This is a genomic window from Streptomyces sp. AMJ-169, from assembly GCF_055597585.1.
This window is the reverse complement of sequence record NZ_JBVLTJ010000018.1, coordinates 103,415-119,398: the sequence shown is the minus strand read 5'-3', so window position 1 is coordinate 119,398 and position 15,984 is coordinate 103,415. Positions and strand designations below refer to the sequence as shown.

Here is a 15,984-nt window from a genome sequence, read left to right as displayed (position 1 = left end):
GACGGGGCGGTTGCGTTCTGTCGACGGCGCCGTTTCGTCGCGACGCGCGCGTAAGGACGGGACCGTATCGTCGCTACGCCCTATGCTGGGCGCATGACGACGAACGCCGAAGGTACCCGCGCGCAGCCGCGCCGCCGGGCGCCGGCCGGGGCGGCTGTGCTCCGGGAGGAAGTGACGGAGGCGATCAGGGCCGCCGTCTTCGAGGAGCTTGCGTCCGTCGGCTACGCGCGGATGTCGATCGAGGGCATCGCGCGCCGGGCCGGGGTCGGCAAGACGGCGGTGTACCGCCGCTGGAAGTCGAAGCTGCACCTGGTGCTGGAGATCGTGTCGGTCATAGCGGTCCAGGGCCTGCCGGTGCCGGATACGGGGACCTTGGAGGGCGACCTCAGGGTGCTGTATCAGTTCATGGCGCGGGCGCTGCGGCATCCGGTGGCCTCGCAGATCATCCCGGATCTCCAGGCGGAGGCGGCCCGCAGCCCGGAGATCGCCGAGGCGGTGCAGAAGGCGCTGCGCGACGGCCAGGAGGGGGTCGCGAACCGCATCCTCGTGGCGGCCGAGCAGCGCCGCGAGATCCGGCTGGGCTTCGACGACGAGCTGGCGCTCGACCTGATCTCGGGCCCGCTGTACTGGCGGACTCTGGTGGCACGGCAAAGTGTGCCCAAGGACTACATCGGCGACCTCGCGCGGGTCACCGCCGCCGCTATCAAGGCATTGTGACCATCATGAGAATCGTGATCGCGGAGGACAACGCTCTTCTGAGGGAAGGCATGGTCCTTCTGTTGACGTCGGCGGGCCATGAGGTGGTGGCGGTCGCAGGCAGCGGCCCCGAGGTCGTACCGGCCCTCCTGGAGCACCGCCCCGACGTGGCCGTCCTGGACGTCCGTATGCCCCCCGACTTCCGGGACGAGGGCCTGGTGGCCGCCCTGGAGGCCCGCCGCAAGATCCCCGGCCTGCCCGTCCTGGTGCTCTCCCAGTACGTGGAGGAGTCCTACGCCGCCGAACTCCTCGGCGGCGGCGCCAGCGGCGTCGGCTACCTCCTCAAGGACCGTGTGGGCCGCGTGGACGAGTTCCTCGACGCCCTGGACCGCGTCGCCGCCGGCGGCACGGCCCTGGACCCCGAGGTCGTCACAGAACTCCTGACCCGCCGCCGCGACTCCCCCCTGGACCAGCTGACCCCCCGGGAGCGCGAGGTCCTGAAACTGATGGCGGAGGGCCGCGACAACACCACCATCGCCAACACCCTCGTCGTCACCGAACGCGCCGTCAGCAAACACATCGGCAACGTCTTCCTCAAACTGGGCCTCCCGCCGAGCGACAGCGGGCACCGGCGGGTGCTGGCGGTGCTGGCGTATCTGAACAACGCGTGAGGATCATCGGACCGGGCTTCGGCCCCCCTGTTCGTCCAACGCCTGGGCCAGGTCGGTGAGTTCCGCCGCCCGCAGGATCCGCCCGCCGAAGCCCGGCAGCGGTACGTGCAGGGCGGCCGTCCACCGTTCGGGGACCGCCCGCGCGCCGTACACGGCACCCGCCAGGGCGCCCGTGACGGCCGCGACGGTGTCGGTGTCGCCGCCGAGGTCGATCGCGGCGCGCACGGCGTCCTCGTAGGTGCTGGTGGTGCGCAGCGCCCAGACGGCGGATCCCAGGCAGGGCCAGACGGCGCCGTTGAACTCCGTGGCCAGGTCCGGGCTCCAGCCGGGGGCGAGGACGGCGGCGTACCGCGCGCGGTGCTCGGGGCGCAGCAGGGCGAGGGTGCCGGGTACGGCGGTCAGCGGGTCGTCGCCGTCGAGGGCGACCCGGATCAGTTCGTGGCAGGCGGCGGTGCCCTCCCAGGCGGCGGGGTCGCCGTGGGTCAGCGCGGCGAGCCGCCGTCCGGCGTCCAGCGTGGCCTCCTGGCCGTGCCGGGCGAAGTGCACGGCCGAGGTAACGGCCCGCATCAACGCGCCGTTGCCCGCGGCCCGTTGGCTGGTCCGGAAGTGCGAGGCGGCGGCGGTGTCCCAGGGTTCGCCGCTGTCCAGGACGGCCTCCGTCTGCAACCCGATGTCCTTGGGGTCGCCCGCCGCCCACCGCCGGAACCGCCGGAACACGTCGGCCGGCTCCAGCCCGCCGCACTCGACCAGCGACTCCCCGACGAGCACGGCCATCTGCGTGTCGTCGGTCGCCTCCCCGGGCTCCCAGCCGCCGCCCCCGCACATCTCCCCGCCCGCCCCGCGCGCGGGGAACCGCGCGGAGAACGCCCCCTCCGGGCCGAACTCGAAGGGCGCCCCCAGGGCGTCACCTACAGCGGACCCCAGGACGGTGCCGACGGCACGGGAGAGACGGGAAGCCATGCGGGGAGGCTAGCCGCCTGCCGACCCGTTCGGGTGACCCGCCCCGACCCCCCGAAACGTCCCGCCGTGCCGAGGAGTTGAACAGGCCGCCGACCGCGATCGTGAGCCAACAGAAGATCTATTCCCGCACCGGGGGTTCCGGACGAGGTCCAGGGGTCGCTCCAGACGGCCCCTGGACCTCGTTTTCCGCCAGGAACGGTCAGCTCCGGTCCGCCTCCGGGTGCAGGCGCAGCCAGCCCGCCCACGCCGACGTGATCATGTCCTGGACGTCGTGCCGCGCCTTCCAGCCGAGTTCGGTGGTGATGCGGTCGGCGGAGGCGACCACGCGCGCGGGGTCGCCGGGGCGGCGGGGGGCGACGACCGGGGGGAGGGTGCGGGAGGTGGTGGTGTTGATGCGGTCGATCATCTCGCGCACGGAGACGCCCTCCCCGCGGCCGATGTTCAGGGTGAGGGCCCGGCCCGGGGGGGACGAGCGCAGCGCGCGGGCCGTCGCCACATGGGCCTCGGCGAGGTCGACGACGTGGATGTAGTCCCGTACGCAGGTGCCGTCGGGGGTGTCGTAGTCGTCGCCGAAGATGCGGGGCGCCTCGCCCGCGGTGAGGCGTTCGAAGACCATGGGGACGATGTTGAAGACGCCGGTGTCGGCCAGCTCCGGGGAGGCCGCTCCGGCGACGTTGAAGTAGCGCAGGGAGGCCGTCGCGATGCCGTGGGCCCGGCCCGCCGCGCGGACGAGCCATTCGCCGGCCAGCTTGGTCTCGCCGTAGGGGGACATCGGCGCGCAGGGCGTGTCCTCCGTGACGAGGTCGACGTCGGGCATGCCGTAGACGGCGGCGGAGGAGGAGAAGACGAACGATTGGACGCCGGCCGCCGCGGTGGCCTCCAGGAGGACGCGCAGGCCCTCGACGTTCTCCCGGTAGTAGTGCAGGGGGCGTTCCACGGACTCGCCGACCTGCTTCTTCGCCGCAAGGTGGACGACCCCGGTGACGCCGTGCGCGGCGATCGCCCCGGCGACGCGCTCGCCGTCCAGGGTGGAGCCGGTCACCAGCGGTACGTCGGACGGCAGCCGCTCGGCGATGCCCGTGGACAGGTCGTCGTAGACGACGGCCTGTTCGCCGGCCTCCCTCATCGCGCGGACGACATGCGCCCCGATGTATCCGGCGCCCCCCGTGATCAGCCAGGTCATGCGGCCCCAACCCCTCGTGAAATCGGCCTCGGTCGACTCCAGTCAAGCAGGTGCGGGCTCCCGGCGCCGGGCCTGTGGATAACTCTTCGTGGTGTGGCCGGTACGGCGCGTGGAAGTTTTCCACAGGCGGACGAAGGACCAGACCGCGGCCGTCAGCAGCAGCCCGTTGCGCACCAGCATCAGCGCGCAGCCGATCCAGGTGCAGTGCGTGACCTGCGGATACAACCCGGGGTAGACGGCCGCGCTGACCACCGTCGCCGCCATCACCAGCGCGATCACGGGCCGTTGGGCGGTGCGGCGGGAGGTCAGGCACACGGCGGACAGGCCGATCAGCCAGATCATGTACTGGGGGCTGATGACCCGGCTGGTGACGGTGAACAGCAGGACGGCGCACAGTGCGGCGTCGTACGGGGTGGCCGGGGTGCGGTGCCGGCAGCGCAGGCGCCACCACACCAGGAGGGCGAGGGCGATCGCGGTCAGGCCCAGGGAGACGTGGGCGATCGTGGAGACGTAGGGGCCGGTGAACTCCATGGCGCCGTACTGGTAGCGGACCTCGCCGGGCCATCCCGCGCGCGTGGCGAACAGCAGGACCGTCCCGCCCAGGGACTCGATCTGCACACCCCGGCCGCCTTGTTCGCGCAGGAACGAGAACGGGTGGTGGAAGGCCGCCGCCAGCAGGGCGAGCACGGACAGCGCTGTCAGAGCCGCCGTCGCCCAGGCCGACCGCGTCGGCCGCCCCTTGGGCGCGCCCAGGAGGACGAGCACCGGCCACACCTTCACCAGCGCGCCCAGTGCCGCGAACGCGCCGCCCGCGCGCGGGAAGCGGGTCAGCGTCAGGAGGGCGAGGACGGCGAGGGCGGTGACCTGGATGTCGTAGCGGGCCAGCGGGATGTTCAGCAGCAGGGGCAGGCCGAGGACCCAGAGGGCGGCGCCGGCCAGGGAGCGGGTGCGGTCGCGGCCCGCGCGCGCGAGGGCGGCGGCGGTGACCGCGTCGGCGGCGAGGGTGAGGACGACGAACGCCTGGAAGTACGACAGGCCCGGCAGCAGCGCGGGGGACAGGATGACCACGCCCGCGCCCGGGGGGTACTGCCACAGGGTGTCGTGCGTGGGGAACGTCCCGTGCGTGAGGATGCCGTACCAGTGGTGGTACAGGTTCCACACCTCGCGCGTCACCTTGCCCTCGCCCAGCCAGCGGTTGCCGCTGTGGGTGAGGGCCCACAGCATCAGCGCGCGCGTGAGGAGCCAGGAGGCCGCGAGCACGGTGAGGCGGTGACGTTTCTTCAGGCCGCCCGTCGCGGCGGCGAGCCGGGCCGCGGCGGTCAGGGTGCGGGATGGAGGGGTGGTCACCTGCCGGATCGTAAGCCGGACGTATGCCCGGGACTCGCTAGAAAACCCCTAAAGCATCGTCAATGGTGGGTAAGAGCCCACCTGCGGCCCAGAATCGGCGCGTGACACCCACCCGCCCTCTGCCGGGGCCGAGGACGCCCGCCGCCGTCGCCGTGACCGTCCCCGCCGCCGTCCTGCTGCTGCTCGGGCTGTGGCGGCTGGACCGAGGCGGCATGTGGCGCGACGAGGCGGTCAGCTTCGAGGTCGCGCGCCGTTCGGTGCCGCAGATCTGGCGGCTGCTGCACGAGGTGGACGCGGTGCACGGCCTGTACTACCTGTTCCTGCACGCCGTCCTCGCCGTCCGCGCGGACGAGGTCGCGCTGCGGCTGCCGTCCGTCGTGGCCGCGGCCGTCGCCGCCGGGCTGGTCGGCGCCCTCGGCACCCGTCTCGCCCGCCCCCGGGTCGGCCTGTGGGCGGGCCTGCTGTACGCGGCCACCCCGATGACCGGCCACTACGCCCAGGAAGGCCGCTCGTACGCCCTCGTGGCGGCCGGCGCGCTCGCGGCGACCCTCCTGCTCGTCCGGGCCCTGGACGGCCGCTCCTGGGCCCCGTACGGCGCCGTCCTCGCCGTCACCTGCCTGCTGCACGAACTGGCCGTCCTGCTCGTCCTCGCCCACGCCCTGACCCTGTCCCTCGCCCGCGTACGGCGCCGCGCCTGGGTCTCCTGGGGCCGGGCCGTCGCCGCCGCGCTCCTCGTGCTCGCGCCCCTGGCGGTCGTCTCCGCCGGGCAGTCCGCGCAGGTGGGCTGGCTCGCCGTGCCCGACTGGGACAGCGCCGACCGCCTCCTGAGGGCCTTCCTCGGCCCCTACGACGCCGTCTACTGGACGTGCCTCGCCCTGGGCCTGCTCGCCCTGCCCGGCCGGCGCCGCCTGTCCGTGGCGGCGGTCGCGGCCCCGCTGCTGCTGGCGCCGCCCGTGGTGCTCCTCCTGGTGTCCCAGGCGCGGCCCCTGTACGACCCCCGGTACGTGCTGTACGCGCTCGCGGGCGCGCCCCTGCTGGTGGCGGCCGGCGCGGACCGTCTCCTGCGCGCGGGGCGCCGGCTGCTGTCCCTCAGGATGTCGCCGCCCGCCCTGCGGGGGATCGCCGCGCTGTCCGGGGTGCTGCTCGTCGCCGCCGGGTTCGTCCACCAACTGCCCCTGCACCGGCATGAACGCACCCCCCTCGCGCGCGCCGACGACCTCGCCGTGATCTCCGAGACGGTGTCGCGGGCCGTGCGCCCGGGAGAGCCCCTGGTGTTCCTCCCCGCCACCGGACGCCGTTCCGCGGTGGCCTACCCGGCGGGCTTCTCCCGCGCGCGGGACGTCGCCCTGCGGGAGTCGGGGCCGGCCTCGGGGACCCTGTACGGCACGGAGGCCGCTCCCGAGGAGGTGCGGCGCAGGCTGCGTGGGGTCGACCGGTTGTGGGTGCTCGCCGAAGGGTGCGCGCTGACGCCCGTATGGCGCACCAAGAGCCCGACCGAGCGGCTCAAACGGGCGGTCGTGGAACGGGAGTTCACCCCGGCGGTGCCGCCCAGGCAGTTCGTGCGGTACGGGGTGACGCTGCGGCTGTACGTGCGCAAGGCGGCGGACAAGGCCCGCCCCCGCGCGTGAGAGGCCGAGCCCCCTTAGGACACCGAGCCCCTCCTAGGGCACCGAGTTCCCTAGGACCCCGCCTCCTCCCGCGCCGCCGAATCCAGCGCGCGCGTGAGCGTGTCGAGGCGTTCCCTCAGGGAGCGCAGTTCGTCGAGGTCGAAGCCGGTCGCCCCCATGATGCGGCGAGGCACCTGGAGCGCCCGCGTGCGCAGGTCGGTGCCCTCCTCGGTGAGCTGGACCTCCACCGAGCGTTCGTCCCGCGCGCTGCGCTCGCGCCGTACGAGGCCGGCGCCCTCCAGGCGCTTGAGGAGCGGGGAGAGCGTCCCGGAGTCCAGGCGCAGGTGTTCGCCGAGCTTCTTCACCGGGAGGGTGCCCTCCTCCCACAGGACGAGCATCACCAGGTACTGGGGGTAGGTCAGCCCGAGCTCCTTGAGGATCACCCGGTAGACACCGTTGAAGGCGCGCGAGGCGGCGTGCAGGGAGAAGCAGATCTGGTTGTCCAGGCGCAGCCAGTTCTCCTCGGCTGCGGCGGGCGTCGGTGTCGGGGTCATGACCCCAGGGTAGCTCTTGTGGGCAATCTGGTTGTGCACAATTTAATTGTGTGCTCTACTTGTCTGCGTGAGGCGGCCCGGAGCGAGGGCCGGCCACCCCCGTCACGACATTTCCAAGAGGGATGGTTCAACCATGGACGCGATCTACACCGCCGTCGCCACCGCCACCCACGGCCGCGACGGCCGCGCGTACACGAACGACGGCAAGATCGACGTGGCCCTGGCCATGCCGGTGGAGCTGGGCGGCAACGGCCAGGGCACCAACCCCGAGCAGCTCTTCGCCGCCGGTTACGCGGCCTGCTTCGGCAGCGCGCTCGGCCTTGTCGGCCGTAACGCCAAGGTCGACGTCAGCGACGCCGCCGTCACCGCCGAGGTCGGCATCGGCAAGCAGGGCGAGGGCTTCGGCCTCAAGGTCACCCTGCGCGTGGAGCTGCCCGACACCGTGGACGCCGAGACCGGCCGCAAGCTCGTCGAGACCGCCCACCAGGTCTGCCCGTACTCCAACGCCACCCGCGGCAACGTCGAGGTCGACCTCGTCATCGAGTAGCCGCCCGCCGAGGGGCCCCGCGCCCCAGAACGGCCACAACGGCCCCTCTGAGCCCCTCGCGGCTCAGTGGGCCACCCGGGCCAGCACCTCCCCCGTCCGCGCGCTCCACGCCACCACCACGGCCTCCTCGGGCACCCGGTGCCAGCGCGTGAGCAGCAGCCACCGCACGCGGTAGCGGCGGGCGAGGGCGGTGCGCTGCGCCCGGGTCGAGGACGGGGCGAGGTAGGCGCGCACGTCGGCGGCGCGCGCCCGCCTCACCCGTTCCGCGACCGCCGGGTCGGGAAAGACCGGCGCCGCCAGGTTCACCCCGTACCCGGCCAGCGCGTGCACCGCGTGATACCCGTCGGTGATCACCACCTCACCGGCCCGCATGTGCTGCGCCGCCCAGTCGTACGACGGCCAGTTCGGCGGCTGGTCGAAACCGACCGGATCCAGCGCGCGCGGGACGACCGCCCCCGCCTGCACCGTCAGGAACCCCACACACGCCGCGGCCACCGCCACCCGGCCGAGCGCCTTGCGGCCCGCGCCCCACGGCCGGGGCGCCGCCAGCTCGACCGCCAGCGCGAACTGAAGCGGCACCAGAGCCAGCGCCAGCGCGCGCCCGTACGCGTAGTGGCCGCTGACCCAGCCGTACACCGCCACCAGGCACTCCAGGACGCACATCAGCACCAGGGGATCGCGCGCCGAACGCCGCGCCCGCGCCCACAGCGCCGGCAGCCCGGCCAGCGCCAGCCAGAAATGCCCCCACAGGCCGTCGTACAGCCGCCGGTGCAGGGCGTCGACGCTCGTGTCCCCGGCCAGCGTGAACACGTCGAAGTACGGCCAGCACACCGCCACCCCCACCGCCGCCGCGAGCGCCAGCCCCCAGCGCGCCGCCACGCCCGCGCACAGCCGCCGCTCCCGGCCCAGCACGAGCCCGAGCCCCCCGGCGAACGCGGCCACCGCCGTGATCGGATGCACCAGCAGGATCAGCCCGTACAGCGCGCCCAGCGCCGCGTACCCGGCCATCCCGCGCAGCCCGCGCGGGCCCACGAACCGCACCGGGCGCTCGTCCCGCGCGCGGGACCCCGTCCACGCCCACGCCCAGAACGTCAGCCCCATGGCGAACGCCGACGGATAGGGCAGCGTGCCCGTCAGCGACATCAGCCCCAGGTAGCCGCTCCACCAGGCGCGCTCGGTGCCCCACAGGAGCGTCATCGCGGCCAGCGCGAACACCGGCGCCCACGCGCGGGGCGTCAGCATTCGCACGAAACGGCCGACCCCCGTCAACAGCACCACCAGGTTCAACGGGCCCGCCAGCCGCAGCACCTCCCACCCTGACAGCGCAGTCAGCCGCGCCAGCACCCCCTCGGCCAGCGCATAGGGCGAGTAATAGGGGCTGCCCGTGCCCGGCAGGTCCGCCGTCGCCAGCCGCGGGTCCAGCAGATCCGCCTTCAGCCGCTCGATCACCGCCGCGTGCTGGCCCGCGTCGCAGCACAGCGGCACCCGCCAGAACGCCAGCGTCATCACCAGGAAGAACACGAACCCGAACACCTGATAGGGGCTCGGCCGCCACACCCGGCCACCCCGCAGAGCGCTCGTCCCGCGCGCGGGACGCCGGGTCAGGAGCCCGGCGCTCACCGGAGACACCAGAAAGGGAAGATAAGCGGCATTGTGCGTATGTTCCCGATCGATCGGCGGCTCTACTGCGCATCACCCTGTCGGACGACACCCGCGCGCGGCGCCGGCTGAACGTCGGCCCCCCTCCGCCCTGGCAGCCCCCAAGGACGCCCGCTGGCACCTCAAGGCGACCCGCCGGCCGCCAAGAGCGACCCGTCGCCCCCTAGGGCGCCCCACCGCCCCCCATCGACTCCCCCAGCAACAGCGTCCGCACCACCCGCTCCGCCGCCCGCCCGTCGTCGAACGTGCAGAACCGCTCCCGGAACCCCTTCCGCGCCAGCGCCGACTCCTCGTCCCGCCAGCCCCCGCCCGCGAACAGCTCCGCCAACTCCCCGAAGCCGCGCGTCACATGGCCGGGCGGCGCGGCGGTGACGTCGAAGTACAGGCCCCGCGCGGCCTCGTACGTCGCCAGGTCGTCGGCGTGCACGACGATCGGCCGGTCCAGGTTCGCGTAGTCGAACATCAGGGCCGAGTAGTCGGTCACCAGCACGTCCGCCGCCAGCAGCACGTCCTGCACCAGCGGCTCGTCCGTCGCGTCCACCAGCACCCCCCGCCGGTGCAGCTCCGCCAGCCCCAGCCCCCGTGCGGGCCCGTCCGCCAGCGCCGGGTGCAGCCGTACGACGAGGGTGTGCCCGGCGCCCAGCGCGGCGGCGAACCGGGCCGGGTCGAACCGCTCGACATGACCGCCGCGCACATGGTCACGCCGGGTCGGCGCGTACAGCACGACGGTGTCCCCGGCCGGGATCCCCAGCCGCCCGCGCACCTCAACTCCCTTGTCGGGCAAGGCATTCACCAGCACGTCGTTGCGCGGGCTGCCCGTGCGCGCCGACGCGAAATGACACGGGTACGCCCGCTCCCACACCAGCTCGGAATGCACGTTGGCGACCAGACTGTGGTCCCACAGATCCGCCCGGCGCAGCAGCCGGGGCACGTCAACTCCGTACCGCGCGCCGGGCTTTGCCAGCAGATCGGCGCCCATGTACTTCAGCGGGGTGCCCTGATGCGTCTGGACGAACACACGTCCCGGGCGCTTCGTGACGCTGCCCGGCCAGGGCACGTCGTTCACGAAGTACGAGGCCCGCGCGGCGAGTTGGCGATACGCCCGCGAATCCACCGTGACCGCCTCCACCCCGTCCGGCACCGGAGTCGAGGCGTCCCGCACCACCCACACCCCGCGCAACTGCGGGGCGATCTCAAGGGACTTGCGGTAGATGGCGCCCGGGTCGCCGAGCACACCCCGGTGCCAAGCGGCCGAGTACAGCACCAAGTTGGGGTCCAACGCCCCCTTCGGTGTACGTACGAAGGACACGCCGCGCAGCCGCCGGACCAGTTCCCGGCGCGCCGCCGACGCCCGCCGCCTGGCGACGTAGGCCGGGTAACTCCCGTACAGGACACGGAGGTTCTCCGGGACTTCCACGCCTGGCGGCTGCTGGGCCCGGAACAGTTCCGCCGCCCGCCGGAAGAACTCCCCCTTGTCCGGCTCCGGCAGCCGGTCCGGCTTGGCCAGGATGTCCAGGCAGTGCTCGCCCAGCTTGCGGTGCAGGAAAGGACGCCAACTCGCAAGGGAGGGACGGGAGTCTAGGAACGCGAAGACGCGGGTGTACTGGTCGAGGACGTCGAAGTGCCTGCGGCTGGTGGTGGAGAGGATGTTGCCCCGGCGGCGCTGGCGGTACAGGACGCAGACGCGGTCCAGGAGGGCGATGCGGGCGGCGGTGAACAGGACCGGGAACGTCCACGGGGTGTCCTCGTAGTAGCCCGGCGGGAAGCGGAAGCCGTGCTCCTCGACGAAGTCGCGGCGGTACACCTTGTTCCACACGACCATCATCAGGTCGAGGATCTCGGGGTGTTGAGCCGCGGCGAACACCTGGTCGGTGGTCGCCAGCAGGTGTGCGAGGACGTTTCTGCGGACCCCGCCCCACCAATGGGCGCGCGCGTAGTCGAAGACGAGGACGTCCGGGTCGGCGGTCTCCGCCAGCCGGTGCGCGACCGCCTCCATCGCGCCCGGGGTCAGGGTGTCGTCGCTGTCGAGGAAGAACAGATAGTCGCCGCGCGCCTGCGCGAGACCGGCGTTGCGGGCCCGCCCGAGGCCGACGTTCTCCGGCAGCCGCAGCACCCGCACCCGCGCGTCACGGGCCGCGTACTCGTCGAGGATCGCCCCGCTCCCGTCGGGCGAACAGTCGTCCACCCCGATCAACTCGAAGTCCCCGTACGACTGTTCGAGCAGCGAGTCCAGGCACTCGCGCAGGAAGCCCTGCACTCGGTGGCACGGGACGATGACGCTGAAGCGGGGCACGTCAGCTCCTTGGGCGAGGGGCGGGGGTCCGCCGCGCGAGCGGGGTCACAGGGGGCAGCGCCTGTTCCGGCTCACCGAGCAGCACCCGCCGCACGACGCGCTCGGCGGCCCGGCCGTCGTCGAACTGGCAGAAACGGGACCGGAATTCCGCCCGCAGCGCCGCCGACTCCGGTGCCGCGTACGACCGTTCGGCGAAGATCCGCACCAACTCGTCCGGGGTCCGCGCCACCGGGCCCGGCGGGGACGCCGTGATGTCGAAGTACATGCCCCGCGTGTCCGTACAGACGTCCAGGTCGGGGGCGTACACGACGATCGGGCGGTCCAGGTGGGCGTAGTCGAACATGACCGAGTCGTAGTCGGTGACCAAGACGTCGGCGGCCAGGCACAGTTCGGCCGCCGAGGGGTGGTCCGTGACGTCGATGACCGGGGGCGGCTGGTCGGCGCGGGGGCCGTAGGAGTGGTGGGCCCGCAGCAGGACGACGGTGTCCTTCCCGGCCGCCGCGCAGAACTCCCGCAGGTCCAGGCCCGGTTCGAAGGACGTGCGGTGGTCGCGGTACGCCGGCGCGTACAGGACGGCCGTCGCACCCTCGGGGACGCCCAACTCCCGCCGTACGCGCGCTACTTCCCCGGCGCCGGCCGTGTAGAGGACGTCGTTGCGCGGGCAGCCGTACTCCAACTGCTCGTACCCGCCGGGGAAAGCGCGCTCCCAGGTCTGGGTGGAGTGGGTGTTGGCGGACAGGCAGTAGTCCCAACTGTCCACGCGGGCCGCCAGCTTGACGAAGCTGCCGGTGCGGGCGGCGGCCACCGGGCGGGTGGCCAGGTCGAGGCCCGTCCGCTTCAGCGGCGTACCGCGCCGCGTCTGGACGTGGACGCTGCCCGGCCGCTTGACGGCGTTCCCCGGCAAGTCGGCGTTGTCCACCAGGTACTTGGCGCGGCCCAGCGCCTCCCAGGCCTGCGGGGTGCCGAGGACCGCGTGCTCGACGCCCGCCGGGACCGTGTGCTCCCGGCCGCGCTGCACGAGGAACACCGACCTGATGTGCGGGGCGAGTTGGGCGGCCCTGGCGTGGATCGCGGCCGGGTCGCAGAGGTAGCCGTGGCCCGAAGAGGCGCAGTACACCGCCAGGTTGGGGTCCAGCGGGCGGCGCAGTGCCCGGCGGTAGTGGCGCCGCGCCCACCACTTCGGCGGGCGCGGCACCGCCAGCTTCCGGTTGGCGTACCGCAGCGCCCGGAACGCCGAGTGCGCGCCCGCCGCCAGCAGCAGGTGCTGCACCCCCGGACTCCCGCCAGGACGGCGGTAGTCGGCGGGCCGGAACCTCCGGTACAGCCGTCCCGCGCGCCGGAAGAACGCCCGGTGCCGGTGGCCGGACAGCCGGGCCGGGTCGGCGGCCGTCTTCAGGGCGGCGGCGAAGAGCTGCCCGAACAGTGGCCCCAACCGCTCGGGCGGCAGCCGGTGTTCCATCTCCTCCGCCAGCACCAGCTCGATCTGGTCGAGGAGTTGGAGGTGGTGCGCCCCCGGCAGATTCAGCCGGCCGCCCTGCCGGCGCAGCAGATGCCGTACGACCACCCGGCGCAGCACGGCGACGCGGGACGCGTGCAGGGCGACCAGGCCGGTGAAGCCGACGTCGGTGAAGTGGCCTTCGGGAAACCGGATCTGACTCGACATCAGGAACTCCCGCCGGTACACCGCGCTCCACGCCGGCCGGCCCACCCCGGTCAGCTGCGGGGCCTTCTCCGGGGCGAACGCGTCCTTCGGGGCCGGCGGGAGCGTCGACGTCTTCGCCGGTCCCTCCCACCAGGGCAGCCGTTCGTGCTCGGTGTGCAGGACGTCGACCTCGCCGGTCTCGGCGAGCCGGGCGGACAGGGCGGCGAGGGCGCCGGGGGCGAGGTGGTCGTCGCCGTCGAGGAACAGCAGATACGTGCCGCGCGCCGCCGCGATCCCGGTGTTGCGGGCGCCGCTCAGGCCGGCCGCCGGGGTCGAGTGCACGGCCCTGACCCGCGCGTCCGACTCGGCGTGTCCGGCGGCCAGTTCGGCGGCCGGGGACTCCGGGCCGTCGCAGACCGGGATCAGCTCGAAGTCCCCGCAGGACTGGGCCAGTACGGAGTCCAGGGCCAGGGACAGCCGGCCCGCGACGCCATGGGACGGGACGACGATGCTGAAGCGGGGCATGCGGCTCCTTTCCGGGACGGCCCGGGCGGCCTGAACGGCGCCTGGGCCGGGGCTACTTGCTGAGCGGGGCCGCAGGCACCGGCCGCCGCTCCGCCAACGGCACCGGACGCGGCAGGAGTTGGACCTCCTCGCCCAGCACCACCCGCCGTACGACCCGCTCGGCGGCGCGGCCGTCGTCGTACGGGCAGAAGCGTTCGCGGAAGGCGGCGCGCAGTTGGGCGGAGCGGGAGCCGCGCCAGTGGCCGGTGGTGAAGATGTCGATCAGCTCGTCCTCGCTGCGGGCGACCGCGCCGGGCGGGAAGGCGCGCAGGTCGAAGTAGGTGCCGCGGGCGGCCTCGTAGGCCTCCCAGTCGTCGGCGTGGACGACGATCGGGCGGTCGAGGACGGCGTAGTCGAACATGATCGACGAGTAGTCGGTGATCAGCGCGTCCGCCGCGAGGCAGAGGGACTCGACGCTCGGATGGGCGGTGACGTCGATGACGCGTCCGCCGCGCGGGAGGACGTCGGGCTGCCAGTAGTGGGCGCGGGCGAGGATCGTGAAGCCGGTGCCGAGGCGGGCGAGGACGCGTTCGAGGTCGAGGGCGATGCGCTGGGAGCGGCGGTAGTCGCGGTGGGTGGGGGCGTAGAGGACGGCGACGGTGTTATCGGGGATGCCGAGCGAGGCGCGGACGCGGGCCACGTCGTCCGAAGCCGCTTGCAGCAGAAGGTCGTTGCGGGGGTAGCCGGTCTCCAGGGTCTCGTAGCCGCCGGGGTAGACGCGCTCCCAGGTGAGGGTGGTGTGCCGGTTCGCGGAGACGACGTAGTCCCATTTGTCGACGCCCCGCAGGAGTTCGGCGAAGTCCAGGTCGCGGGCGGCGGCCGGGTGGTCCTGGAGGTCGAGGCCCATGTGCTTGAGGGGGGTGCCGTGCTGGGTCTGGACGAAGACCTGGCCGGGGCGTTTGACCAGCCTGCGGTCGAAGTTGACGTTGTTCACAAGGTACTTGGAGCGGGCGAGGGCGCTCCAGTAGCGGGCCGTGCCCGGGGTGAGGCGCCGCGGTCCGGGCGGAATCTCCTCCTGGGCCTCGGAGTTGGCGATCCACGCGGTGCGGATGTGCGGCGCGTACGCGCGGAACGCCGACTCCAGCGCGCCCGGGTTGCAGCTGTGCCCGCGCCCCCAATAGGCGGAGAAGACAGCCGAGTTGGCGCGCAGGGGGAGCTTCAGCTGGACGCGGTAGTGGAGCTGGAGCAGGCCCGCGCGCAGCGCCCGCCGCGCCTGCGCGCCGCGGTGGAGGGTGCGGGCGCGCAGGGCCAGCGCGGACTGGATCGCGCGGTAGGTGCGGTGCAGTCCGAAGCGGACGAGGGCGTGCCGGGCGCGCGAGCGCGGCGGGACCTTCGCGCCCCGGACGCGGTGACGGCGGTACTGGGCACGGGACTTGCGCAGGAACTCGGCCCGGCACTCCCGGGGCAGCCGGCCCGGCGTGGTGAACACCGTGCACAGGTGGTCGACCATGCGGCGGAACAACACCGGCCGCCAGCGCGCGAGTTGGGGGCGCCGGTCGAGGAACGCGAAGACGCGGTCGTACTGGTCGAAGACGTCGAAGTGCTTGCGGCTCGTCGTGGAGAGGATGTTGCCCTGGCGGCGTCTGCGGTAGTGGACGCAGGTGCGGTCGAGGGTGGCGATCGTCGTGGCCGCCAGCAGGGCCGGGTAGGACCAGGGGGTGTCCTCGTAGTAGCCGGGCGGGAAGGTGAGGTGCTCGCGTTCGGCGAAGTCGCGGCGGACCGCCTTGTTCCAGGCGACCATCAACACCCGTAGCAGGCCCGGGCGTTCCTCCAGGCGGAAGGGGGCCGGGCCCTGTTCGGTGAGGTGTTCGGCGGACGCGTCGCGGACCGTCTGGCCCGTCCAGTGGACGCTCGCGTGGCCGTACATCAGGACGTCCGGCTCGCGCGTCTCCGTCAGCCGGTCGGCGATCGCCCGCAGTGCGTCCGGGGTGAAGGTGTCGTCGGAGTCCAGGAAGACCAGGTAGTCGCCGCTCGCGCGCGCGATCCCCGCGTTGCGGGCGGCGCCGAGGCCGGAGTTGTGCGGGAGGTGGACGGCGATCACACGCGGGTCGCGGGCCGCGAACTCGTCGACGATCTCCCCGCACGCGTCCGGCGAACGGTCGTCCACGGCGATCAGTTCGAGATCGCCGTACGACTGGGACAGCACCGATTCCAGGCACTCGTGCAGATACGCCTGAACCTTGTACACGGGGACGATGACACTGAACCTGGGCAACGGACATCCAAGGGTCGGGCGCGGGCGTTCTGCCCGGCAACGCCCG

General features: G+C 73.2%; 12 protein-coding genes. 4 read left to right on the top strand and 8 right to left on the bottom strand.

Going from position 1 to position 15,984, the window contains the following annotated elements; all coding sequences use genetic code 11:
- The first annotated feature begins 93 nt into the window (after positions 1–93).
- Positions 94–717: a TetR/AcrR family transcriptional regulator gene (locus tag ACYUD3_RS33875; protein WP_470978665.1), complete on the top strand. Its 624-nt coding sequence runs from the start codon at positions 94–96 to the stop codon at positions 715–717.
- Positions 718–722: 5 nt separating this feature from the next.
- Positions 723–1,367, top strand: coding sequence for a response regulator transcription factor (locus tag ACYUD3_RS33870; protein WP_470978662.1), 645 nt, complete (start codon positions 723–725; stop codon positions 1,365–1,367).
- A 3-nt stretch (positions 1,368–1,370) separates the two neighbouring features.
- Here the strand turns inward: ACYUD3_RS33870 and ACYUD3_RS33865 are convergent, their stop codons facing one another.
- The 3 genes from ACYUD3_RS33865 to ACYUD3_RS33855 form a co-directional block, all read right to left on the bottom strand.
- Complete coding sequence (locus ACYUD3_RS33865) at positions 1,371–2,327, bottom strand: ADP-ribosylglycohydrolase family protein (protein ID WP_470978660.1); 957 nt, start codon at positions 2,325–2,327, stop codon at positions 1,371–1,373.
- A 199-nt stretch (positions 2,328–2,526) separates the two neighbouring features.
- A complete protein-coding gene (gene galE / locus ACYUD3_RS33860; RefSeq protein WP_470978657.1) occupies positions 2,527–3,510 on the bottom strand; it encodes a UDP-glucose 4-epimerase GalE in 984 nt (327 codons plus the stop codon).
- Between the two features lie 42 nt (positions 3,511–3,552).
- The gene (locus ACYUD3_RS33855) at positions 3,553–4,734 is read right to left on the bottom strand and encodes a glycosyltransferase 87 family protein (RefSeq protein ID WP_470978744.1); all 1,182 of its coding nucleotides are present in this window, start codon (positions 4,732–4,734) and stop codon (positions 3,553–3,555) included.
- A gap of 224 nt (positions 4,735–4,958) precedes the next feature.
- On the opposite strand from ACYUD3_RS33855, the gene ACYUD3_RS33850 reads away from it, so the two are divergent.
- Positions 4,959–6,485, top strand: coding sequence for a glycosyltransferase family 39 protein (locus tag ACYUD3_RS33850; protein ID WP_470978654.1), 1,527 nt, complete (start codon positions 4,959–4,961; stop codon positions 6,483–6,485).
- Between the two features lie 50 nt (positions 6,486–6,535).
- On the opposite strand, the gene ACYUD3_RS33845 is transcribed toward ACYUD3_RS33850, so the two are convergent.
- A complete protein-coding gene (locus ACYUD3_RS33845; protein WP_470978651.1) occupies positions 6,536–7,018 on the bottom strand; it encodes a MarR family winged helix-turn-helix transcriptional regulator in 483 nt (160 codons plus the stop codon).
- A gap of 133 nt (positions 7,019–7,151) precedes the next feature.
- Between ACYUD3_RS33845 and ACYUD3_RS33840 the strand changes: the two genes are divergently transcribed.
- Positions 7,152–7,565, top strand: a complete 414-nt coding sequence (locus ACYUD3_RS33840; RefSeq protein WP_470978648.1) for an organic hydroperoxide resistance protein — start codon at positions 7,152–7,154, stop codon at positions 7,563–7,565.
- Between the two features lie 63 nt (positions 7,566–7,628).
- Here ACYUD3_RS33840 and ACYUD3_RS33835 read toward each other — a convergent pair whose 3' ends face one another.
- From ACYUD3_RS33835 to ACYUD3_RS33820, 4 genes are all read right to left on the bottom strand, one after another.
- Positions 7,629–9,185: a hypothetical protein gene (locus tag ACYUD3_RS33835; RefSeq protein ID WP_470978645.1), complete on the bottom strand. Its 1,557-nt coding sequence runs from the start codon at positions 9,183–9,185 to the stop codon at positions 7,629–7,631.
- 202 nt (positions 9,186–9,387) lie between these two features.
- Entirely contained in the window at positions 9,388–11,517 is a 2,130-nt protein-coding gene (locus ACYUD3_RS33830; protein ID WP_470978642.1) for a bifunctional glycosyltransferase/CDP-glycerol:glycerophosphate glycerophosphotransferase, read from the bottom strand.
- A 1-nt stretch (position 11,518) separates the two neighbouring features.
- The gene (locus ACYUD3_RS33825; RefSeq protein ID WP_470978639.1) at positions 11,519–13,684 is read right to left on the bottom strand and encodes a bifunctional glycosyltransferase/CDP-glycerol:glycerophosphate glycerophosphotransferase; all 2,166 of its coding nucleotides are present in this window, start codon (positions 13,682–13,684) and stop codon (positions 11,519–11,521) included.
- A 52-nt stretch (positions 13,685–13,736) separates the two neighbouring features.
- On the bottom strand, positions 13,737–15,938 hold the full coding sequence (locus ACYUD3_RS33820) for a bifunctional glycosyltransferase/CDP-glycerol:glycerophosphate glycerophosphotransferase (RefSeq protein WP_470978636.1): 2,202 nt from the start codon (positions 15,936–15,938) through the stop codon (positions 13,737–13,739).
- Positions 15,939–15,984 lie beyond the last annotated feature (46 nt).